This window comes from Zavarzinia sp. CC-PAN008 (assembly GCF_051903925.1).
Classification (GTDB): domain Bacteria; phylum Pseudomonadota; class Alphaproteobacteria; order Zavarziniales; family Zavarziniaceae.
The window spans coordinates 1,131,361-1,152,756 of the sequence record NZ_CP173678.1; the positions used below are offsets into that span (position 1 = coordinate 1,131,361).

Annotated in this window: 23 protein-coding genes; 17 read left to right on the forward strand and 6 right to left on the reverse strand. The window is 68.2% G+C overall.

What is annotated here, in order from left to right:
• Positions 1 to 29 precede the first annotated feature (29 nt).
• The 3 genes from ACI6GS_RS05520 to ACI6GS_RS05530 all read left to right on the forward strand — a co-directional run bounded on the left by ACI6GS_RS05520 (position 30) and on the right by ACI6GS_RS05530 (position 3,091).
• The gene (locus ACI6GS_RS05520) at positions 30 to 1,409 is read left to right on the forward strand and encodes a TolC family outer membrane protein (RefSeq protein WP_439816783.1); all 1,380 of its coding nucleotides are present in this window, start codon (positions 30 to 32) and stop codon (positions 1,407 to 1,409) included.
• 47 nt (positions 1,410 to 1,456) lie between these two features.
• A complete protein-coding gene (locus ACI6GS_RS05525; protein WP_439816784.1) occupies positions 1,457 to 2,182 on the forward strand; it encodes a dienelactone hydrolase family protein in 726 nt (241 codons plus the stop codon).
• Positions 2,183 to 2,308: 126 nt separating this feature from the next.
• On the forward strand, positions 2,309 to 3,091 hold the full coding sequence (locus ACI6GS_RS05530) for a 3-hydroxybutyrate dehydrogenase (RefSeq protein ID WP_439816785.1): 783 nt from the start codon (positions 2,309 to 2,311) through the stop codon (positions 3,089 to 3,091).
• A gap of 51 nt (positions 3,092 to 3,142) precedes the next feature.
• Here ACI6GS_RS05530 and ACI6GS_RS05535 read toward each other — a convergent pair whose 3' ends face one another.
• Entirely contained in the window at positions 3,143 to 3,742 is a 600-nt protein-coding gene (locus ACI6GS_RS05535; protein ID WP_439816786.1) for a hypothetical protein, read from the reverse strand.
• A gap of 171 nt (positions 3,743 to 3,913) precedes the next feature.
• On the opposite strand from ACI6GS_RS05535, the gene ACI6GS_RS05540 reads away from it, so the two are divergent.
• The 3 genes from ACI6GS_RS05540 (at position 3,914) to ACI6GS_RS05550 (ending at position 8,824) form a co-directional block, all read left to right on the forward strand.
• Positions 3,914 to 4,564, forward strand: a complete 651-nt coding sequence (locus tag ACI6GS_RS05540; protein ID WP_439816787.1) for a TetR/AcrR family transcriptional regulator — start codon at positions 3,914 to 3,916, stop codon at positions 4,562 to 4,564.
• A gap of 174 nt (positions 4,565 to 4,738) precedes the next feature.
• On the forward strand, positions 4,739 to 6,385 hold the full coding sequence (locus tag ACI6GS_RS05545) for an acyl-CoA synthetase (RefSeq protein ID WP_439816788.1): 1,647 nt from the start codon (positions 4,739 to 4,741) through the stop codon (positions 6,383 to 6,385).
• 231 nt (positions 6,386 to 6,616) lie between these two features.
• Positions 6,617 to 8,824, forward strand: a complete 2,208-nt coding sequence (locus ACI6GS_RS05550; protein ID WP_439816789.1) for a TonB-dependent receptor — start codon at positions 6,617 to 6,619, stop codon at positions 8,822 to 8,824.
• Positions 8,825 to 8,843: 19 nt separating this feature from the next.
• Here the strand turns inward: ACI6GS_RS05550 and ACI6GS_RS05555 are convergent, their stop codons facing one another.
• On the reverse strand, positions 8,844 to 9,014 hold the full coding sequence (locus ACI6GS_RS05555) for a hypothetical protein (protein WP_439816790.1): 171 nt from the start codon (positions 9,012 to 9,014) through the stop codon (positions 8,844 to 8,846).
• Between the two features lie 163 nt (positions 9,015 to 9,177).
• Between ACI6GS_RS05555 and ACI6GS_RS05560 the strand changes: the two genes are divergently transcribed.
• The 6 genes from ACI6GS_RS05560 (at position 9,178) to ACI6GS_RS05585 (ending at position 14,067) form a co-directional block, all read left to right on the forward strand.
• Positions 9,178 to 10,854, forward strand: a complete 1,677-nt coding sequence (locus ACI6GS_RS05560) for an AMP-binding protein (RefSeq protein WP_439816791.1) — start codon at positions 9,178 to 9,180, stop codon at positions 10,852 to 10,854.
• Between the two features lie 193 nt (positions 10,855 to 11,047).
• Entirely contained in the window at positions 11,048 to 12,562 is a 1,515-nt protein-coding gene (locus ACI6GS_RS05565; RefSeq protein ID WP_439816792.1) for a malonate--CoA ligase, read from the forward strand.
• Between the two features lie 74 nt (positions 12,563 to 12,636).
• A complete protein-coding gene (locus ACI6GS_RS05570; RefSeq protein ID WP_439816793.1) occupies positions 12,637 to 13,284 on the forward strand; it encodes a glutathione S-transferase family protein in 648 nt (215 codons plus the stop codon).
• A 53-nt stretch (positions 13,285 to 13,337) separates the two neighbouring features.
• Entirely contained in the window at positions 13,338 to 13,502 is a 165-nt protein-coding gene (locus ACI6GS_RS05575; RefSeq protein ID WP_439816794.1) for a hypothetical protein, read from the forward strand.
• Complete coding sequence (locus ACI6GS_RS05580) at positions 13,499 to 13,750, forward strand: CopG family ribbon-helix-helix protein (protein ID WP_439816795.1); 252 nt, start codon at positions 13,499 to 13,501, stop codon at positions 13,748 to 13,750. Before ACI6GS_RS05575 ends, ACI6GS_RS05580 begins: the two co-directional genes overlap by 4 nt.
• A 2-nt stretch (positions 13,751 to 13,752) precedes the next feature.
• Positions 13,753 to 14,067: a type II toxin-antitoxin system RelE/ParE family toxin gene (locus tag ACI6GS_RS05585; protein ID WP_439816796.1), complete on the forward strand. Its 315-nt coding sequence runs from the start codon at positions 13,753 to 13,755 to the stop codon at positions 14,065 to 14,067.
• Positions 14,068 to 14,102: 35 nt separating this feature from the next.
• On the opposite strand, the gene ACI6GS_RS05590 is transcribed toward ACI6GS_RS05585, so the two are convergent.
• Together ACI6GS_RS05590 and ACI6GS_RS05595 are read right to left on the reverse strand one after the other, a co-directional pair.
• Complete coding sequence (locus ACI6GS_RS05590) at positions 14,103 to 14,480, reverse strand: nuclear transport factor 2 family protein (RefSeq protein WP_439816797.1); 378 nt, start codon at positions 14,478 to 14,480, stop codon at positions 14,103 to 14,105.
• Complete coding sequence (locus tag ACI6GS_RS05595; RefSeq protein WP_439816798.1) at positions 14,477 to 15,727, reverse strand: FAD-dependent oxidoreductase; 1,251 nt, start codon at positions 15,725 to 15,727, stop codon at positions 14,477 to 14,479. Before ACI6GS_RS05595 ends, ACI6GS_RS05590 begins: the two co-directional genes overlap by 4 nt.
• A 97-nt stretch (positions 15,728 to 15,824) precedes the next feature.
• Here ACI6GS_RS05595 and ACI6GS_RS05600 point away from each other — a divergent pair, with 97 nt between their 5' ends.
• Both ACI6GS_RS05600 and ACI6GS_RS05605 read left to right on the forward strand, forming a co-directional pair.
• Positions 15,825 to 16,880, forward strand: a complete 1,056-nt coding sequence (locus ACI6GS_RS05600) for a phosphotransferase family protein (protein ID WP_439816799.1) — start codon at positions 15,825 to 15,827, stop codon at positions 16,878 to 16,880.
• The gene (locus tag ACI6GS_RS05605) at positions 16,877 to 17,326 is read left to right on the forward strand and encodes a hypothetical protein (protein ID WP_439816800.1); all 450 of its coding nucleotides are present in this window, start codon (positions 16,877 to 16,879) and stop codon (positions 17,324 to 17,326) included. Before ACI6GS_RS05600 ends, ACI6GS_RS05605 begins: the two co-directional genes overlap by 4 nt.
• Before the next feature lie 11 nt (positions 17,327 to 17,337).
• Here ACI6GS_RS05605 and ACI6GS_RS05610 read toward each other — a convergent pair whose 3' ends face one another.
• Positions 17,338 to 18,561, reverse strand: coding sequence for an MFS transporter (locus ACI6GS_RS05610; protein WP_439816801.1), 1,224 nt, complete (start codon positions 18,559 to 18,561; stop codon positions 17,338 to 17,340).
• Positions 18,562 to 18,683: 122 nt separating this feature from the next.
• On the opposite strand from ACI6GS_RS05610, the gene ACI6GS_RS05615 reads away from it, so the two are divergent.
• Positions 18,684 to 19,451 carry an AraC family transcriptional regulator gene (locus ACI6GS_RS05615; RefSeq protein ID WP_439816802.1) on the forward strand — a complete coding sequence of 256 codons (768 nt, stop codon included), beginning with the start codon at positions 18,684 to 18,686 and terminating at the stop codon, positions 19,449 to 19,451.
• Positions 19,452 to 19,608: 157 nt separating this feature from the next.
• Positions 19,609 to 20,388 carry a hypothetical protein gene (locus ACI6GS_RS05620; protein WP_439816803.1) on the forward strand — a complete coding sequence of 260 codons (780 nt, stop codon included), beginning with the start codon at positions 19,609 to 19,611 and terminating at the stop codon, positions 20,386 to 20,388.
• Positions 20,389 to 20,396: 8 nt separating this feature from the next.
• On the opposite strand, the gene ACI6GS_RS05625 is transcribed toward ACI6GS_RS05620, so the two are convergent.
• Positions 20,397 to 20,780, reverse strand: coding sequence for a limonene-1,2-epoxide hydrolase family protein (locus tag ACI6GS_RS05625; protein WP_439816804.1), 384 nt, complete (start codon positions 20,778 to 20,780; stop codon positions 20,397 to 20,399).
• Between the two features lie 263 nt (positions 20,781 to 21,043).
• Between ACI6GS_RS05625 and trxA the strand changes: the two genes are divergently transcribed.
• The gene (gene trxA / locus ACI6GS_RS05630; protein WP_439816805.1) at positions 21,044 to 21,367 is read left to right on the forward strand and encodes a thioredoxin TrxA; all 324 of its coding nucleotides are present in this window, start codon (positions 21,044 to 21,046) and stop codon (positions 21,365 to 21,367) included.
• Positions 21,368 to 21,396 lie beyond the last annotated feature (29 nt).

The window sequence follows — 21,396 nt, forward strand, 5'->3', positions numbered from 1 at the left end:
TGAAGACCCGGGACGGGCAGGGGGCGTAGATGCGGCAGTGGGGCGGAAGCCTGGGGGTGGCGTTCCTGGTTGCGGCCGGGCTTGCGGTTGGGCCGGCGCAGGCGGAAACGCTGATGGACACCCTGGTCCAGACCTACCAGAGCAATCCGACGCTGGAGAGCCAGCGTGCCCAGCAGCGGGCAACGGACGAGAACGTGCCGCAGGCCCGCTCCGGCTGGCGCCCGACCGTGGTCGTCAGCGGCCAGGCCGGTGTGGGTCGCCAGGGCATCGACACCGATTTCGGCTATGGCGGCGATACGCTGTTCCCGGCCGCCGGCCAGGTGCAGGTGGCGCAGCCGATCTATCGCGGCGGCCGTGTCGACGCCGGCATCGACCAGGCGGAGAACAGCGTGGCGGCGGGCCGCGCCGTCCTGTCCGCGACCGAGCAGCAGGTCCTGCTGCAGGCGGTGACGGCCTATATGGACGTGCTGCGCGACCAGGCCGTGCTGGAGCTGAACCAGAACCAGGTCACCGTGCTGAACCGCCAGCTGGACGCGGCCAAGGACCGGTTCGAGGTGGGCGAGATCACCCGCACCGACGTCGCCCAGTCGGAAGCGCGCGTGTCCGGCTCGATCAGCCAGCGCCGCGCGGCCGAGGCGCGCCTGACCTCAAGCAGGGCCGCCTATCTGCGCATCGTGGGCAGCATGCCGGGCAACCTGGACCAGCCGCCCCCGCCGCCACCTTTGCCCACCAGCGAGGACGAGGCACGGGAGGCGGCGCTGAACAGCAATCCCAACCTGCGCGCCGCCCGCTATAGCGAGGCCGCGGCGCGCGATGCCGTGCGCATCGCCAAGGGCGCCCTGCTGCCCACGGCCGACATCGTGGCCTCGGCCGGAATCGCGCACGAGACGTCCCAGGCCAATACCACGATCGACAGCCAGCAGGTCGTGGCGCAGGTCAACATCCCCTTGTACCAGTCGGGCGCGGAGTACTCGGACATCCGCCGGGCGCAGCAGACCGCCAGCCAGCGCCTGGTCGAGATCGCCCAGGCCCAGCGCCAGGTCGAGGAAGGCGTGACCAACGCCTGGGAAGCACTGATCGCCGCCCGCGCCATCGTCACGTCGAGCCAGGACCAGGTCCGCGCCAACGAGATCGCCGCCGAAGGTGTCCGGCAGGAGGCGGAGGTCGGCTCGCGCACCACGCTCGACGTCCTGGACGCGGAACAGGAACTGTTGAACGCGCGCGTGACCCTGGTCGGGGCGCGACGCGACGAATACGTGGCGGCGTTCCAGCTTCTGGCGGCGACGGGCCTGTTGACGGTCGAATACCTGCGCCTGCCCGTCGCGGCCTATGACCCGGCCTTGAACTACGAGCAGGTGCGCGACGCCTGGTGGGGCTATCCCGGCTTCCGCGAGGGCGATGCCGAATGACCAAGCGGCCGGCCAGACGGACCGGCCCCTGACGGGGGGAGATGCACATGGCGGTACGGACCGAGGCCTTGGACTATGTCGCCGATGGCGTCACCATGCGCGGCCTCGTCGCGTGGGATGACGCGCTGACGGGGCGCCGGCCGGGCGTGTTCCTGGCGCACGAGGCCAATGGCCGCAGCACCCTGACCGAGACGCGGGCCCAGCGCCTGGCGGCGCTGGGCTATGTGGCGTTGGCCGGCGACCTGTTCGGTGAGAAGCAGACGGCGGCCGACCTGCCCGGCGCCATGGCCCTGATGGCCCCGCTGCGCGAGGATCCGGCCCGGCTGCACGTCCGGGCCAAGGCCGGGCTCGACGCGCTCAAGGCCCATCCCCAGTGCGATGCCGACCGGGTTGCGGCCATCGGCTTCTGCTTCGGCGGCTTCACGGTGCTGGAGATCGCCCGTGCCGGCCTGGGCGCGCGGGGCGTCGTCAGCTTCCATGGCGCGCTGGACGTGGGCATGGCACCGGCCGCCCCGGGCATCGCGACACGCATCCTGGTCTGTGCCGGGGCCGACGACCCGCTGGCCAATGCCGAGCAGCGCGACGCCCTGCAGCGCGAACTCGGTGCCGCCGGCGCCGACTGGCAGATGATCGTCTATGGCGGCGCGGGCCACAGTTTCACCAATGTCGACGTCGATGCCCTGGGCATTCCGGGCTTTGCCTATGATGCCCGGACGGACGAACGCTCGTGGCGCGCGATGCGCGAATTCTTCGACGAGATGTTCGCCGGCTGAGGGTCGAACGGCCCCGGGCGTCGCTCTGGTGCGACGCCCGTCAGGAATCGCTGCGGCGCACGCAGCGTCCCCTCGACCCGCCCTTGTGCTTGCGCAAGACTTGTCGACCGTTTCGGGGGACAAGCCATGCGCCTGAAGGACAAGGTTGCCGTCATCACAGGGTCAGCAAGCGGAATTGGCAAGGAAATCGCGATCATCTTCGCGAAGGAAGGGGCAAAGGTCGCGATCGCCGACCTGAACCTGGCGGGGGCCGAGGCGACGGCGGCCGAAATCTCCCGCGATCACGGCGAGGCGATCGGCGTGGCCATGAACGTCATGGACGAAGGCCAGGTCAATGACGGCATCGCCAAGGCGATCGAGAAATGGGGGCGGCTGGACATCCTGGTCAGCAATGCGGGCATCCAGATCGTGGCCCCGGTCCACGAATACCCGCTCGACAAGTGGAAGCTGATGCTGGCGATCCACCTGGATGGCGCCTTCCTGACGACGAAGGCAGCACTGAACCAGATGTACAAGCAGCCGGAAGGCGGCAGCATCATCTACATGGGCTCGGTCCATTCCAAGGAAGCCTCGCCGCTCAAGGCGCCCTATGTCGCCGCCAAGCACGGCCTGATCGGCCTGTGCGAGGTGGTCGCGAAGGAAGGCGCCAAGCACAATGTCCGGGCCAACGTGATCTGTCCCGGCTATGTCCACACACCCCTGGTCGACAAGCAGATCCCCGAACAGGCCAAGGAACTGGGCATCACCGAGGAAGAGGTGGTCAAGAACGTGATGCTGCGCGAGACGGTGGACGGCGAGTTCACCACTGTCGAGGACGTGGCCGAGGCCGCGGTCTTCTTCGCCTCGTTCCCGACCAAGGCACTGACCGGGCAGTCGCTGATCGTCAGCCACGGCTGGTACATGCAATAGCGCCTGGCCCGGCGCGCAGGACTGGTCCCGCCGGCCGTCGCGCCGGCGGGGTCAGGCGGCGTCCAGCTTGTAGGATTCGATCAGGCGGTCGATGGCCCGCCGGGTCACCTGGTTCCAGCTTTCGGAGAAGCCCAGGCTGGCGACCAGCTTCCAATGGCCGATCATCATGCCCACGAACAGGAAGCCGATCTCGCGACAGGCCGCCTGACCCAGCATGGGGTGGCTGATCTGAACCTCGTGCGCGATGACGTGCTGGAGCAGTTCGTACTGCCCGCGCAGGCTGGCGCGCAGGGCCGGAGAGGTCGCCGCCAGGGCCAGCAGCGCGTCATAAAGTCGGTCGTCCGCCGGCTTCGGCAGGCCCTTGGCCGACAGGAAATCGAAATAGAAGTCCAGGAACAGGCTCAGCCGTTCCGGCGCCTGGGCCTCGACGATGCCCATCAGCAGCGTGTCGCGATAGATGTCGGCCAGATGCTCGCAGGCGGCGATCAGCAACTCGTCCGATTGCGCCAGGCTGCGCAGCAGGGCCTCGCGCGCGCCATGCGCCTCCTGGGCGATCAGGTCGTGCGCAGGCAGGGTCAGGCCATGGCGGTCGATGGCGTGCAACAGCGCCTGGACCAGTTCGGCCTTGCGTTCGGTTGTGGCGTTCTCCATGAGGGGCTGGGCTTGCGACTTCCGGACGGCTCAACACTCCTGGACAATAGGTCGTTCCGCCATTGGCTGTCCAAGCCAACCTGACGGCGCCCGGCCCCGCAGCCCCCGGGGGCGGCCCATGTGGCGATATTTGCAGTCCCGATTCGATTTTCAGGAACCTATGCTGCGGCCATGAGCGATGCAGCAACAAAGCCCCCGGCGAGCCCGCCCCGACCTCGCCGCAAGCGCCTCTCGCGGGAGGAGCGGGCCCGGCAGAACTATGATGCGCTGATCAATGCCGCGGCCGGGATCGTGGGCGAGGACGGCTATGCCGGGGCCAGCATCGCCCGCGTGACCGCGCGGGCCGGCCTGGCGTTGGGCACCTTCTACCAGTACTTCGAAAGCCGCCAGGACCTGTTCGACCAGCTTCTGCCCGCCGTGGGCGGCCGCATGCTGGGCATGCTGGGGCGCGAGATCGGCGAGGCACGCTCCGCCCTGGAGGTCGAGACGCGCGCCGCGCGGGGCTATTTCGAATACGCGCGAACCCAGCCGGCGCTGCTGCGCATCGTGGCCGAGGCGCGGGTCTATGCCCCCGCCGCCTATGAGCAGCACATGGCGAACGTGATCGCCCACTATCACGCGTCGCTGAAGGACAACAAGGCGGTGGGGGACTTTCCGGCCTTCTCGGCGGAGGAGCTTGAGGCCGTGGGCGTCATGCTGATCGCCGCGCGCCTGCTGCTGCGCGAACGCTTCCTGGGCGAGGATGATGTGCCCGACCATGTCATCCGCACCTACCTGAAGGTCGTGCGCGCGATCGCCACGCTGCCGCCCGACGAGGGCTGAGGCGCTCCCCATGGTGTTGCAGGCTGGGACACGGTGCCGTCGCCTGCGTGGCAACGACCTGAAAAATGAACCGACTTTCAATATGTGATTGCGGGGCGGGGCACCTCTCCGCATGCTTCGGGCACGGGCCGGCGCGCCAGACGCCGGCCGTGAGGGAAACCGGAGGACCAGGGCATGGGCACAAGCGCCGCGCGGCCAGCGACCTATGAGGAGATCTATGCCAGCCAGCGGCTGGACGTGCCCGAGTACTACAACATCGCGGCCGACATCAGCGACCGCCATGCCGCCAGCCAACCCGACCGGCTGGCCTATTTCATCGAGTATGACGACCGCGTGGAGCGCGTCACGCATGGCGAGCTGAACGCCCGCGCCAGCGGCCTGGCCCACGTCCTGGCGGGGCTGGGCATCGGCCGGGGTCACCGCGTGGCGATCGTCCTGCCGGTCGACAGTGCCGTGCCCACGACCCATGTCGCCTGCTGGAAGCTGGCGGCGATCTCGTGCCCCATGGCGGCGCTGTTCGGGCCGGAGGCCCTGGCCTTCCGCTTTGCGAATGCGGAGGTATCGGCTGTCGTCACCGACCGCGCGCGCCTGCCGGCCGTGCTGGAAGCTGCGGCCGCGGCGCCGAGCCTGAGGCACATCCTGCTGGTCGATGGGCAGCACGCCGGCACGCTGGACTACTGGGCGCTGATCGCCGCCGCGCCGCGGGTGTTCGAGACGGTGCAGACCCGGGCGGAGGATCCGGCCTATATCAACTATACGTCCGGCACGACGGGGCAGCCCAAGGGCGCGCTGGCCGCGCACCGCGCGCTGCTGGGCCACCTGCCGTCGGTCGAATTCGCGAACTCCTACGGCTCAACCGACGACGTGATCTATTCGCCTGCCGACTGGGCCTGGCTGGCGGGCTTTGCCATGCTGATGACCAGCCTGCAGACCGGCCGCGTGTTCGCGGCGCGCGCCCGGATCGGTTTCGATCCCCTGGATACGTTCCGCTTCCTGTCGCAGCACAAGGTCAGCAGCGCCACCCTGGTGCCGACGATGCTGCGCATGATGAAGGCCGTGCCCGAGGAGGCGCGCCGCGACTACCGCATGCACCTGCACACTGTCGTATCGGGGGCGGAGGCGGTGGGCGCCGAACTCTACCGCTGGGTGGAGGAGGTGCTGGGCGCCAAGCTGGCGGAAGCGTTCGGGCAGACGGAATGCAATGTCTGCATCCTGAACAACAGCCGCTTCATGGCGCCCCGGCCCGGTGCCCTGGGCAAGGCGGCGCCCGGCTACACGGTCGCGATCGTGGACCAGGACGGCAATCCCGTGCCGCCTGAGACCGAGGGGCAGATCGCGGTAAAGGCCGGACACCCGATCATGCTGCTGGAGTACTGGCGCAATCCGGAAGCGACGGCGCGCAAGTACCGCAATGGCTGGCTCCTGACCGGCGACCTGGGTCGGCAGGACGAGGACGGCTATTTCTGGTTCGTGGCGCGTGCCGACGACGTCATCACCTCGTCCGGCTATCGCATCGGTCCTGGCGAGATCGAGGAGGCGCTGGTCAAGCATCCGGCCGTGGCCATCGCCGCCGCCATCGGGATTCCCGACCCGATCCGCACGGAAGTGGTCAAGGCCTTCATCGTGCCCGTCCCGGGGGCCACCCCGTCCGAGGTGCTGGCAGCGGAGATCCAGGCCTTTGTCCGCGAGCGCCTGGCCCGGCACGAGGTCCCGCGCGAGATCGCCTTCGTGACCGAGATGCCGATGACGACGACAGGCAAGATCATGCGCCGCGTCCTCAAGGAGCGCGACCTGGCCGCCCGCGCCGCCGCCGGGTCGTGAGCGGCGTCGCCGATCCGCCCACCCGCGCGGTCGCCTGGGCGGTCGGCTGGGGTGCATGGCCTGGAAAGCGGGCGGACTGACACCCTGTCCGCAACGTTGGAAGACTCTCCGGGCCAAAGCACGCCCATCCCTCCCTGCATTGCAATTAAGTCGCAGTCGACTCCTGCGCGCTGATGGCAGTATCAACGCGAATCATTTGCAGGAATGGGCGCAAGCCCATCGGAGGGGTCTGTGGCGGGGAAGACTTCGGGGCGGCGGCGTGGGCGCAGCGCCCGGCTTGCGACCATGCTGGGCTGCGTTGCGGCGATCGGCAGCGGCACGGCCGTGGCACAGGACCAGCCGGCGGAAGGGCAGGACCCCTTCGTCATCGAACTGCCGACCATCGACATCCAGGGTTCGCAGGTCGAACTGACCCTGCCCTATGTCGGGGGCCAGGTGGCGACCGGGTCGCGGGCCGGGCTTCTGGGCAACCTGGATTTCCTGGAGATGCCGTTCAGCAGCACGGCCTATACGCAGGAGCTGATCCAGAACCAGCAGGCCGACAGCATCGGCGACGTCCTGTTGAACGATCCGACGGTCCGCGTGGCCAAGGGCTTCGGCAATTTCCAGGAGGTCTATGTCATCCGCGGCTTCCCGGTCTATTCCGACGACATGACCCTGAACGGGCTGTACGGCATCCTGCCGCGCCAGTTCGTGGCGGCCGAGTTGATGGAGCGGGTCGAGGTCTTTCGCGGCGCCAACGCCTTCATCAACGGTGCGGCACCGGGCGACAGCGCGGTTGGTGGCACGATCAACCTGGTGCCCAAGCGAGCGCCGGCCGAAGGGATCAACAGCCTGACCCTGGGCTATGAGAGCAATGGCCAGTTCGTCGGCTCGGCGGATGTCGGGCGCCGCTATGGTGCGAACGGGGAATGGGGAATCCGCGCCAGCGCCCATGGCCGCGTCGGCGAAAGCGCCGTCGAGGACGAGGACCGCAGCCTGACTGCCCTGTCGCTGGGCGTGGACTATGCGGGGACACGGGCCCGCTTCTCGTTCGACCTGGGCTACCAGGACAACCGGATCGACGCGCCGCGGCCCCAGGTCACGCCGCCCTTCGCCGGGGACGTGCCGGAACCGCCCGACGCCGACACCAACTATGCCCAGCCCTGGACCTATTCGGACGAGGAGCAGGTCTTTGGCGTGGTCCGTGGCGAGTTCGACATCACCGAGAACGTGACGGCCTGGGTCGCCGGTGGCGCCCGCTTCGGGGAGGAGGCGAACGTCCTGGCCAACCCCAGCACGACTTCGACCGGGGTCACCAGTGCCTATCGCTTCGACAACACGCGCGAGGATACGGTCCTGTCGGGCGATGCCGGTATCCGGGCGGAGTTCGACACCGGGATCGTCGGCCACCGCGTCGTCTTCTCGGTTTCCGGCTATCAGGAGGAGTCGGACAACGCCTATGCGTTCTCCAGCTTCGCGGGCTTTGCCGGGGACCTCTACAATCCGTTCCCTGTGCCGCCGCCCGCCGCGAACTTCTTCGTGGGCGGTGTCCTGTCGGACCCCCTGAAGACGTCGGAGACGACGACCGCCAGCGTCGCCTTCGCCGATACGCTGTCCTTCCTGGACGGCCGCCTGAAGACGACGTTCGGCCTGCGCTACCAGTACCTGGGTGCCGAAACGTACGACTACAATACCGGCGCGCGGATCTCGAACTATGACGATTCCAAGGTCACGCCGGCCTTTGGCGTGACCTATGAACTGGTGCCGGGCCTGGCGCTCTATGCCAACTACGCCCAGGCCCTGCAGCGGGGCGAGACCGCGCCAACCGTCAATAATGGGCGCCCCGTCCTGAATGCCGGAGAGATCCTGGCGCCCTATGTCAGCGACCAGGTCGAGGTCGGCGCCAAGTACGACGCGGAGACCTTTGGCGGCACGCTGAGCCTGTTCTCGATCTCCAAGCCCCGCGCGATCGTCGAGAACGACGTATTCAGCGACGGCGGCGAACAGCAGAACCAGGGCGTGGAACTGACCCTGTTCGGTGAGCCGGTCGCAGGCGTGCGGGTGATCGGCGGCCTGACCTATGTCGATACCGAGGTGACGACCGCCGACGCCAATGACGGCAATGCCGCGATCGGGACGCCCGAATTCCAGCTCAACGGCAATGTCGAATGGGACCTGCCCTTCATCGCCGGCCTGACCGTCGACGCCCGCCTGATCCATACAGGTGCGCAGTATGTGAACGCCGCCAACACGGTGGAGGTCGACAGCTGGACCCGCCTGGACCTGGGCCTGCGCTATGTCCTCACCCTCCAGGGCGTCGACTGGACGCTGCGTGGGCGGGTCGAGAACCTGACCGACGAATCCTATTGGGCGTCGGTTGGCGGTTTTCCGGGCGCCAACTACCTGGTCCAGGGCAATCCGCGCACCTTCATCGCCAGCCTGAACGTGACGTTCTGAGAATTGATCCCTGGTGCGCTCAGCGCACCAGGGGCGTCGCCAGGCCAGGACCGGCGCCGGCCTGGCCGTGCAGCGCGCCAGCCCCGGCCTGCTGGCCGCCGCCCTGGGACCAGCCCAGAGCCATCAATCCCACCAGCACCGCCCGCCGGGCGACTGCGCCCGGCACGGGCTTGCACGCCCCTTTGACCATCGCCCGTCATCCTCCATGCCCATGCCCGCCTGTTCAGCATATGATAATCATTCGCAATTCTGTCAAGTGAAGCGGTCGCTTGGGGACTGTGCATTCGCTGTCTATGCTTGGGGCTGAAAAGATTGACCCGGGGCCGAACCCCGGCCCTGGGGGAGACTGCGCCATGCCGACGTTTCGTGAAGCCCGCGACTTCCTGATCGCCAACCGCACCGACTACCGGGCCGCGGTCGCCGGTTTCGAATGGCCAAAGCTGGAGCACTTCAACTGGGCGCTGGACCATTTCGACGTAATGGCGCAGGGGAACGACAGTCCAGCGCTGCACATCGTCGACGATGCGTCCGAGGTGAAGCTCAGCTTTGCCGAACTCTCCGCCCGCTCGAACCAGGTGGCCAACTACCTGCGCGCGCTGGGGGTGAAGCGGGGCGACCGCATGCTGCTGATGCTGGGCAATGTCGTGCCGCTGTGGGAGGTGATGCTGGCGGCCATGAAGCTGGGCGCCGTCGTCGTGCCCGCGACCATGCTGCTGGCCCCGGCCGACCTTGAGGACCGCCTGGCCCGCGGCCGCCTGAAGCATGTGGTCGCCGATTCCAGTGTCACCGACAAGTTCGCGACCCTGGGGTCGGAGTTCACGCGGATCGCGGTGGGTGGCGCTGACGGATGGCACGACTATGCCCGCGCCTATGACCAGCCGACAGGCTTCGCCCCCGATGGCGAGACGAAGGCAACCGACCCCCTCCTGCTCTATTTCACCTCCGGCACCACGGCCAAGCCCAAGCTGGTCCTGCACAGCCACCAGAGCTATCCGGTCGGACACTTGTCGACCATGTACTGGATCGGTCTGAAGCCGGGCGACGTGCACCTCAACATCTCGTCCCCCGGCTGGGCCAAGCATGCCTGGTCGTGCTTCTTCGCGCCCTGGAACGCGGGAGCCTGCGTCTTCATCTACAACCAGCCGCGCTTCAACGCCGCGACCCTGCTGGCGGTGCTGGCCAAGCACAGGATCACCACCTTCTGCGCGCCGCCGACCGTGTGGCGCATGCTGATCCAGGAGGACCTGTCCCAGCATCGCAACCATGTCCGCGAACTGCTCTCCGCGGGCGAACCGCTCAACCCTGAGGTGATCGAGCAGGTGGAGAAGGCCTGGGGCCTGACCATCCGCGACGGCTTCGGCCAGACCGAGACGTCGGCCCAGGTCGGCAATACGCCGGGCCAGCCGGTCGTCCCCGGCTCGATGGGCCGGCCGCTGCCCGGGTTCGACATCCGCCTGCTCGATGCCGACGGGGACGAGGTGGAGGAGGGGCAGATCTGCGTCTCCCTCGCCCGGAAACCGGTCGGCGTGATGATGGGCTACCAGATGGATGACGGCACCATCGCGGGCCTCGACGCCGGCTGGCACTTCACGGGCGATGTCGCGACGCGCAGCCCGGATGGCTCCCTCACCTTCGTCGGGCGGGCCGACGACGTGTTCAAGTCGTCCGACTACCGCATCAGCCCGTTCGAGCTTGAAAGCGTCCTGATCGAGCATCCCGCAGTGGCGGAGGCGGCGGTGGTGCCGTCGCCCGACCCCTTGCGCCTGTCGGTACCCAAGGCGTTCGTGACCCTGGCCCCGGGGCATGCGGCGGGGCCGCAGACAGCCTTGTCGATCTTCAAGTTCCTGGCGGGCGCCGTCGCACCCTACAAGCGGGTGCGGGTGATCGAGTTCTCGGACCTGCCCAAGACGATCTCAGGCAAGATTCGCCGGGTGGAGTTGCGCGGCAACGAGGAAAAGGCGCGGGCAGCCCAAGCCCGCGGCCCCCAGGAATACTTCTGGGACGACTTCAAGGCCGAAGTGGGGGCGTGAGGCCGGCAGCCACCTGCGTCAGCGTCGCGACTGATGCTTCGAGACGCGTCCCTGCGGGCCGCTCCTCAGCATGACGCCGTTGTTCTATGTGAGAAAATTCTCCAACGGTCGTCATCCTGAGGAGGGCCGCAGGCCCATCTCGAAGGATGTTGACGCAACCTTCCCGCCAAGAAGCACCTCCTGACGGAAAACAATGACCGAACACCTCTACGAGATCCTGGAAAGCCGGTTCCCGAAGGACCGGACGCAGCCCTTCATCCTGGCCCATGGCGGGCGGCCGGACCTGAGCTACGGCGCGCTGGAAGCGGGGGTGGAGCGCGTTGCGGCGGCCCTGGCGCGCGCCGGTGTGCGCGCGGGCGACCGGGTCGCGGTGCAGGCGGAGAAGTCGGTCGAGTTCGTCCTGCTCTACCTTGCCACGATCAAGGCGGGTGGCGTCTTCCTGCCGCTGAACCCGGCCTACACCAAGGCCGAAGTGGCGTACTTCCTGGGCGATGCGGAGCCGCGCGTCTTCGTCTGCCGGCCGGGGACAGAGGGCGAGCTTGAGGCCGTGGCTGCGGGTGCCCGCATCCTGACCCTAGGGCAGGACGGCCAGGGCACGCTGATGCAGGCGGCCAGCGTCGAGGGCCCGGGCTTCGAGACGGTGCCCCGCGGGGCCGACGACCTGGCCGGCCTGCTCTACACCTCCGGCACCACGGGGCGGTCCAAGGGGGCGATGATGAGCCATCGCAACCTGTCGTCCAACGCGCTGACACTTCACAAGATTTGGGGCTTCCGGCCGGGCGACGTGCTGCTCCATGCCCTGCCGGTGTTCCACACGCACGGCCTGTTCGTGGCGCTGAACACGACGCTGCTGAACGGCAGCGCCATGTTCTACCTGCCCAAGTTCGATGCGGCGGAGGCCCTGGGCCTGCTCCCCCACTCCACCGTCATGATGGGCGTGCCCACCTTCTACACGCGCCTGCTGGGCCAGGCGGGCCTGGACCGCGCGGCAGTCGCCAACATGCGCCTGTTCATCTCCGGCTCGGCCCCGCTGCTGGCCGAGACGCACCGCCAGTTCGAGGAGCGCACCGGTCACGCGATCCTGGAACGCTACGGCATGACGGAGACGAACATGCTGACCTCCAACCCGCTGGAGGGGCGGCGGATCGCCGGCACGGTCGGCTTTCCCCTGCCGGATGTTTCCCTGCGCATCGCGGATGACGACGGGCGGGTGCTGGGCACGGATGAGATCGGAGGGATCGAGGTCCAGGGCCCCAATGTCTTCAAGGGCTATTGGCGCATGCCGGAGAAGACGGCGAGCGAGTTCCGCGACGGCTGGTTCATCACCGGCGACATGGGCAAGGTGGACGCCGAGGGTTACGTCCACATCGTGGGGCGGGAGAAGGACCTGATCATCTCGGGCGGCCTCAACGTCTATCCGAAGGAGGTCGAGACCCTGATCGACGGCCTGCCCGGTGTCACGGAATCCGCGGTGATCGGCGTGCCCCATCCCGACTTCGGGGAGGCGGTGGTGGCCGTCGTCCTGCCCGCCCCCGGCGCAGCGCTGGACGAACAGGCGATCATCGCCCGGGCGCGCCAGGACCTGGCGGCGTTCAAGGTGCCGAAGCGCGTCTTCTTTGTCGAAGGGGACCTGCCCCGCAATGCCATGGGCAAGGTGCAGAAGGCCCTGCTGCGCGCGACGCACAAGGACACATTTCCGGCGGCCTGAGGGGCCGGCTCCTGTCGGCACGGCCGGGCAGCCTGCGTCCTTGGAGGGACAGACCGGGTTGAAGAGGACCGCCCATGCCGACCATCTATGCCTTTCGCTGGGTCCCGCCGTTCGCCCAGGGCTTGGTGCGCGACCTGCGCGTGCGCTGGGCGCTTGAGGAAGCGGGCATCCCCTACGACACCCGCCTGCTGAGCTTCGAGGACCAGGACAGCCCAGGCTTCCGCGGTGTCCAGCCCTTCGGCCAGGTCCCCGCCTATGAGGACGGCGAGGTCCGCCTGTTCGAATCCGGGGCCATCGTCCTGCACATCGCGGAACGGTCGGACGCCCTGATGCCGGCCGACCCCGCGGCACGGGCGCGGACGCGGACCTGGCTGCTGGCGGCACTCAACACGATCGAGCCGCCCCTGCAGAACCTGGCCGAGCTCACGATCTTCCACGCAGGGGAGCCCTGGACCGCCGAGCGCCGCCCGCAGGTGGAGGGCATGATCCGCAAGCGCCTGGGCGAACTGGCGGCCGCCCTTGGCGCGCGCGACTATCTCGAGGACCGCTTCACCGCAGGCGACCTGATGATGACGACGGTCCTCCGCATCCTGCGGGGGCAAGGCATCCTGGAGGACTTCCCGACCCTCGACGCCTACCGCCAGCGCTGCGAAGCCCGCCCCGCCTTCACCCGCGCCCTCGAAGCACAACTCGCCCCCTTCGCGGATAATGCCCCGGGGTGAGGAGTGCTTGCTCCGGCCACCGCCTTGCGCGACTCTGGTTCAGGAGGTGATGCATGCGTATATCCATCGAGGAGGCGGCAGGGCGGCTTGACGAACTGGTCGACCGTGCCCTGGCCGGTGAACTTATCCTGCTCCTTGATGGTGATCGGCCCGCAGCCCGCCTTGAGGCCGTCGAGGCTGACATTGCTTTGGATGGAACCAAGGATCCAGAAGCATGACCCATGCTGCACTGAAAGCGACGCTGACCATCGAGACGGACAAGGATCTGCTCGATGAGATCGACGCTCTGGCCTGCCAGGGCGAACGCTCTCGGAGCGAAGTCGTTGAACTGGCGCTGCGCCAGTACCTTGATGCGCACGACTGGCAAGTCGAACGTATCCGCGAGGGCATCGCTGCTGCGAGGGCGGGCAATGTCCGCGATGCCGAGGACGTATTCGCGGAAATACGCGCCAAATACGGCTGGTGAGATTGGGGCGGCTTGTCCTTACAACGCCCGCCGCTCGGGATTTTGCAGATATCGTTGAATACATCCACCAGGATGACCCGGCTGCCGCTGTGCGCGTGCGGGAGGCGATCATCGCCTCGATCGACCGATTGCGCGAATTCCCGGGTATTGGTCGGCGCGGCTACCTCGCCGGTACACGAGAGCTTCCAGTCAGATCGCGGCCATACCTGATCGTCTACGAGGCTGACGAACGGAAGGTGACGATCCTCGCGGTGCTCCACACGGCCCGTGACATCCGTCGCGCCTTGGCCGAACGCCAATCGGACCGGCTGCGATAGAACCGCCCCGGCACCTGGCCGGGGCGGTATCGGCGTCAGGCGGCGCGGGGGTCCTTGGCCAGCATGTGGACATAGACCTCGTTCAGGGCGATCAGGTCGTCCTTGAGCACGACCAGGTCGAAGCCGCGCATATAGCCCTTGGTCCCGTCCGGATTGTCGATCGTGCAGATCCAGCGCCCGCAATAGCCGGCATCGGTCTTCCACGTCTCGTCCGGGTCGTAGCGCATGGGCGGCGTTTCGGCGAACAGCTTGGTCAGGTAGGCGCGCAAGGGCTCCCGCCCGTGCAGGCCCTCGGCTGTGTTGGGGTCCTGGTAGACCGTGTCGGGCGCGTAGAACATGACCAGCCGCTCGACGTCCTTGTCGCTCCAGGCCTGGAGCCAGCGGCGGTTGAAGTCGACGATGTCCACGCTCATGCCGCCTGATCCATCGACTCGCCCACGATGCGGGCGCGGTTCTCGGGCGTGAAGACTTCGGCCGGCACCAGTTCCGGCCCCGCCATCACGGCCAGGGCTGCGACACCCAGGCTGGGATCGGCCAGCTTGCGCTCGTGGAAGGCACGGCGACGCGCCTTGGCGTCCTCGCCGAACTCCGCATCGAAGGTCGAGGTCAGGCCAGCCGCGAAGCGCAGGCGGCGCAGGCGCTCCATCCGCTCGCTCCCGTATTCGGCGAAGATTGCGGGCGTCCACTCCTTGGCCGCCTTCAGCGCCTCGCTCACGATGCGGACGTCGCGATAGGTGATCGACAGGCCCTGGCCCACGATCGGGTCGTTCCAGCCGGCGGCATCGCCCACCAGGACCACGCCCTCGCCATAGGGCTGCTCGGTCCAGGTGTCGTGGTTGGAATAGCTCATGACCGGGCCCGCGGGCGTTGCCTCGGCAAAGCGCTCAAGGTTGGGGCAGCACTTGGCGCGGAAGCGGTCCAGGAAGGCCTGCGCCCCGTTGGCTGCCGAGTAGCGACCCGTCTGCTCCAGCGGGTAGCTGCCATAGATGCGGGCGCGGCCGTCCCCTTGCGGGAACACCAGGAAGGCGAAATCCCCTTCGGTGCCGATGGCCTGCAGGTCGGCGGGCCAGTCCTTCACGTTCTCGACCAGAAGGCCGGCGAACCAGTGATGGGGCTTGTCCTCGTGCAGGACGATGCCCGCCTGCCGCCGGACGTGGGAGGTGCGGCCATCCGCACCCACGACCAGCCGGGCCTTGGCAACATGCTCCGCCCCGCCATGGCTGTAGGTGACCGTCGGATCGCTGCCCAGCGTGCAGTCGATGGCGCCAACCCCGCGCAGCAGCGTGGCACCGGCCGCGACTGCCGCATCGGCCAGGGTCTGGCAGTGGTGCGGGTGACCGATGGCGAGCGGGCCAGCAACGCTCTCGTGGAACATGCCGAGCGGCAGGGGCTGGGCCTCCGCCTCCTCGGGGCTCCAGGCCTCGTCATAGGTGATGTGGCGGGTGATGGTGTGGCCGCCGGCCGCCACCAGGGTGTCGTACAGGCCCAGGCGCTGGACCTCGACCACGCCCCAGGGGGCGATCCACTCGCCGCGGACACGGTCGGGATATTCGGTCGTGCGCTCCAGGATCAGGACCTTGTAGCCATCACGGGCCATGACACAGCCCAGTGCGCTGCCACCGATCCCACCGCCAACGATCACGAGGTCGTAGACTTGCATTCCCATCCCCACGCATTGTTACGGTCTTGCGGATGCCGTGAAACGCTGTCTTAACCGCATCCGGCGTCGAACGAAAGCCTAAGAGAAGAACAACGGGATGGAAACGCTTGAAGGCCGGATCGCGGCCTATGCCGCTCGAAAAATGCCGGGCGCGCGCGATGTCACGGTCGACCAGTTGGACCGGATCTGGGGCGGTGCCTCACGCGAGACCTATCGCTTCCGCCTGAACTGGGCAGAGGGGGCGACGCGGCACAGCCGCCGCCTGGTCATGAAGCGCGATCCGCCGGGCGACAGCCTGATCGACACGACACGGGCCACCGAATACGCGGTCTACAAGGCGTTCGGCACCACGCCGGTGCCGGTGCCGGAGGTCCTGTGGCTGGAGGAGGATCCGGCCCACCTGGACCAGCCGTTCTTCGTGATGGCGGAGGTCGGCAGCGGGATCGCGGGCCTGGACGCCGACCCCCGCGCCGTGACGGCCGAGCCCTATGCCGCCCATGCGGCCGAGATCGGGCGTCAGAAATGGTTCTACATGGGCCAGATTGCGGCGCAGGATCCGCATGCGCTGGGACTGGTCGGCGTCTTCCCCTGGGTCGAGCCGGACCAGGCCTGGAAGCAGCAGCTGGACTATTGGGAGGGCGTGCTGACGGCGGACGAGTTGAACCCGCAGCCGGTGATCCGTGCCGCCATCCGCTGGATGCGCCGCAACCCGCCGCCGCCGGCCATGAAGACCAGCGTCGTGCACGGCGACTTCCGCACCGGCAATTATCTCTACGACCCCGATGGCCGGATCCACGGCGTGCTGGACTGGGAAATGGCGCACCTGGGCGATCCGCTGGAAGATCTGGCCTGGAGCATCAACCGCGTCTGGTACTGGGGCCGGGACGAGCGCTGCGGCGGCCTGATCCCCAAGGAAGACGCGATCCGCCATTGGGAGGAAGGCAGCGGCATGAAGGTCGACCGCGCCGCCCTGCACTGGTGGGAGCTGTTCGCCAGCGTGAAGGGCCAGGGCATCTGGGTCTCCAGCGCCCATGCCTGGGAGACCAGCGAGAACAAGGACATCATCCTGGCCCTGACTGGGTGGGTCATGATCAACGCCCAGGACCGCGCGGTCCTTGAAACGATGGGCCATCTGGAGGACCACCTCGCATGATCCGGCCCGACGTCACCACCTTCCTCGCCCATGTCTCGGCCGATCTTGCCGGCCGCATCGCGCCCATTGTCGAGCCGCGCTACCTGAAGGGAGCACTGGGCGGCGTGGCCGGCATGATCTCCGTCGTCGCCGACGAGTGGGACCGCGCCGCCGACCGACTGGCGCGGGAGAATGCCGCGATCCGCGACCTGTTCCGCCAGGCCCTGCCCGTGCTGGGCGGCGATCCCCTGGCCGGGACCCTGGCCGCACTGGCCGAGGGGCGGGAGCCGGACATCCGCGTCTCCACGCTGGCTGCGGCGAATGGCGACCTGCGCCGAGCCCTGATCGACCTGCACGCATGGACCGAGGATCAGCAGGGCCCCGCCGCCAAGGCGCTGGAAGCGGCAATCTGGCGCGAACTGGCGGCCAGCGTCGAACGCCGCCGCCTGGCCGCCGCCACGTTCTGAGGCCGGCGTCCTCAGGCGATCGCGGCCCGCCGCGGTCGCCAGGAGGCGGCAATGCCCGCCACGATCATCGCGACATAGCCGGCCGCGATGGCGGGGACCACCAGGTGCAGCGCCCGCGCATCGACCATCCCCGCCAGCAGCAGCGGCACCGCGGCCGAGCCCAGGTCATAGCCCGAATAGACGAAGCCGAAGACCCGCCCGCTGGCCGCGCGCGACGCGCCCGCCTGGATCAGCAGGTCGCGCGACGGACCGGTCAGCCCCGCCGCCAGGCCTGTCAGGCCCAGGACCGCGATCAGGCCAACCGCCCCCAACGGCACGACCCCGACCACCATGACCAGCGCCGCTGCGGCCGACAGGCCGCCGACGACGATCCGCTCCGGCCGGATGCCCTGGTCGGCCAGCCGCCCGCCGATCAGCGTACCAATGCCGGAGCCGACCAGATCGGCGGCGATGGCCAGGGCCACGACCTGAAGCGGCGTGCCGAACAGGCCGTTCAGGACCGCGGGCAGCGTGCCCGTGATGCCCACCGCCGGCAGGGCGGACAGGACGAAGAACGCAAAGCACGACAGGACGGGCGCCGTCATCAGCACCGACAGGCTGGCCCGGACGCCCTCGCGGGGGGCGCTGCCAAAGGCCGAGGGCGCCAGAAGCTGCCGCATATGGGCGACGACCAGCACCAGGGCCATCGCTGCCAGCGCCGCGGCCAGCAGCATCGCCGCCGACCAGGATCCGTGCGTGGCGATGAACAGGGCCGCCGGCGGTGCCACGGCATAGCCCAGCGTCCCCGTCAGGCCGTGCAGGGCAAAGGCCGTGCCCATGCGCGACTGCACGACCCGCGCCCCCAGGATCGCAAAGTCCGCCGGGTGGAAGACGCTGTTGCCCAAGCCAGCCAACGCCGCCAGCGGGATCATCGCCCAATAGGGGGCGACCGCCATCGCCCCGAAGGCGATGGCCAACACGGCCAGGCCAAGCGCCAGGACCCGTGCCGCGCCGAAGCGGTCCACCACGAACCCGGTCAGCGCCTGCGAGCAGGCCGATGCCAGGTAGAAGGCCGTGACCATCAGGGCCGCTTCCGCCAGGCCCACGCCGAAGCGCAGCGCGGTCAGCGGCAGCAGGGCCGCCAGGACGAACTGCAGCACGTGGCTGGTGAAGTGGCCGAGGCCGATCACCGTCATCAGCCTGCGAAAGGATATGCCCTTGTCGGGTCCGTGCGGGACCCAGGTCGTGCTTGCCATGGCGCTGTCGGCCTTGCCTGTCCTGCTGTTGATGGCGGCCAGACTAGGGCCTTCTGATCTGGCCTGCTTCTGCGCGCGGGTCTAGGATCGACGCGAACGGGCCAAAATGCGGAACTTGGGGAATGGCCGTCGATGCCGATGATGTCAGCGGGCCGGCTATTGTCGGGCTGGCCGAGAACTTCGCCCATGGCGCACGGGTCGAAAGCCACCGCCATGCCCGCGGCCAGCTGCTGCACGCGATCGGCGGCGTGATGACGGTCGACGTCCCCGATGGCGCCTGGGTCGTGCCGCCGGAGCGCGCCTTGTGGCTGCCGCCCAACCTAGTCCATGGCATCCGCATGTCGGGCCCGGTCGCCATGCGCACCCTGTACCTGGTCCCGGCCGTGGCGCAGCACCTGCCCGCAACCTGCCATGTCGTGGCCGTGACGCCGCTGCTGCGCGCGTTGATCCTGGATCTGGTCGAGGGCCGCGCGGCGCAGGACGAGGCGCGCCGCACTTTGGTCACCACCCTGTTCCTGGACGAGTTGGCGACGCTGCCGGCGCTGCCCCTGTCCTGCCCCATGCCGGCCGATCCGCGCCTGCGGCGCGTCTGCCGGGCCCTTGCCGCACGGCCTGCGGCCCGCGCGGACCTGGACGCCTGCGCCGCCCTGGCGGGCATGAGCCGGCGCAGCTTCAGCCGCCATTTCCGCGACGCGACGGGCATGAGCCCGGACGAATGGCGTAGCCAGAACCTGGCCCTGACGGGACTGGAGCGCCTGGCCGCCGGCCAATCGGTCACGCAGGTAGCGCTGGACCTGGGCTATGCCAGCCCCGGCGCCTTCAGCGCCATGATGCGCCGCCTGGTCGGCGAAGCGCCGAGCCGCTATTTCGCACGGGAAGGCGCTTTGTAGCCCTGCGGACACATCACGCATCAAGTATTGCGGACGGCGGCACCAGCGTGCGGTACGGCCCGGGATTCGACCGTGCCAGGTCGAACCGGGGATTGTACAAAGGGCGTCGATTTCCCCCTCTGCCAGCACCAGCCGGCCCAGCAAGGCTTCTGCACCCATGCCCAAGACGATTGCTCGCGCCCGGTGGTGTGGGCGTTTCGCAACTGTGTGTCTACTGGCTTGCCTGCTGGGCGCCTGTGCGAACCGCGCTACGCCGGAGCAGCTTGGGGCGATCCGCACCATCGCCCTGGCGACTGACATTGAAGAGACCGTCTATCGCCAAAGCTTGGGAATGATGATCTTCAGCAACGACTACAGCGAGTACGACGCCCAGGCCTGGGGCATCCAGCAAAGGATCAGAGACGAGGCGCAACGGCAGCTGTCTCCGCGCTTTGCTGTTGTGCCGGTGGACGTTGAACCCTGGCGCGAAAAGGATGACCGGACCCGGGGCCGCCGGGACTATGTCTCGCCGCTGCCCGACCGTGCGCGCCAGGCAGTAGAGCGGGCTGGCGCCCCGGTCGACGCGGTCCTGCTGATCGCGACGGACTCGACCCGGAACGTGATGTCGAGCAGCGCAATTGCGCCCGCCCTGAGCGTCTACAGTCGCAATGCGTCCGGGTTGGCCACGTTCTTCGACGACATGAAGCACAGCTGGGCGATCCTGTCGCTTCGGGCCGAGCTTTTCGATCTGCGAACCGGGGAGGTCATCGACTTCTGCTGGGTCGGCGGCGTCGAGGATCACGGCGTCGCCCAGCACCTGCCCGCCGACCTTTACCAGGACACGATGCAGGACTATACCCCGGAGCAGGTGGACCAACTCCGCACCGTGTTCCAAGCCATGGCCGTCCAGGCTGCGGCCAAGGTCCTGGCATGTTCGCTGGTCCCCGGCGCCGCCTAGATGAGCACTCAGCCCTGGGTGCTGGCCATCGCCGCGTTGAACTGGGCGAGGTCGAAATAGTCGCGCCAGGCGCTGATCTTGCCGTCGCGGAACTCGAACGAACCCATCACGGGCAGCGCGATCCACTTGCCGTTGATCAGGAACTTGTCGATCCGCTCGTTCAGGACGGCGCCGGATGCGTTCTCAGCCTGGGCTAGGATGATCCACTCGATCTGCTGGATGGTGGCCAGGAACGGGGTCATCATCTGACGCACCGCGCCGACGCCGTTGATCGGCTCCATGGGAATGTTGTGATAGACGACATCGTCCGTCATGCAGGCCAGGACCGCGTCCAGGTCCTTGTTGTTCCAGGCCTGGACGAACGCGTCCACCACTGCGCTATTGCCTGCCATCGGTCCCCCCGTTCTCTGCGGCCCGCCCCTTGCGCGCGGCGGGCCCGCTTGTGCCACGATCCTAGGGGCTGGCGGTGGCGGAGGGAACCGGGCATATCGAGGCCGTCGGTCAGCGGCGCCCGCCTGCATGACGTGCGTCATGTAACGCGGCGCTTGCTGCCCTGCGCTGGGCGCACGGGCCGTGCCTTGACCCTCGTCCGGGCAGTTCCTACTCTTTCCGTTAAGCTTTTGCCGGTGCATCCGGCGCCTTGAAAGTCCCAATCATGTCGACGTCGAAAAAGATCTCCGATGCCTCGTTCGCGACCGATGTCCTCGGCGCGGACAAGCCTGTCCTGGTCGACTTCTGGGCCGAATGGTGCGGCCCGTGCAAGATGATCGGCCCCAGCCTTGAGGAGATTGCCGCCGAGATGGACGGCAAGATCACCGTGGCCAAGCTCAACATCGACGACAATCCGACGACCCCCTCGCGCTATGGCGTGCGCGGCGTGCCGACGCTGATGCTGTTCAAGAACGGCCAGGTGGCCGCGACCAAGCTGGGCGCCCTGCCCAAGAGCAAGATCGTGGAGTGGATCAACGGCGCGCTCTGAGCGCCCTCAACCTTTCGCATGGCCGGGGC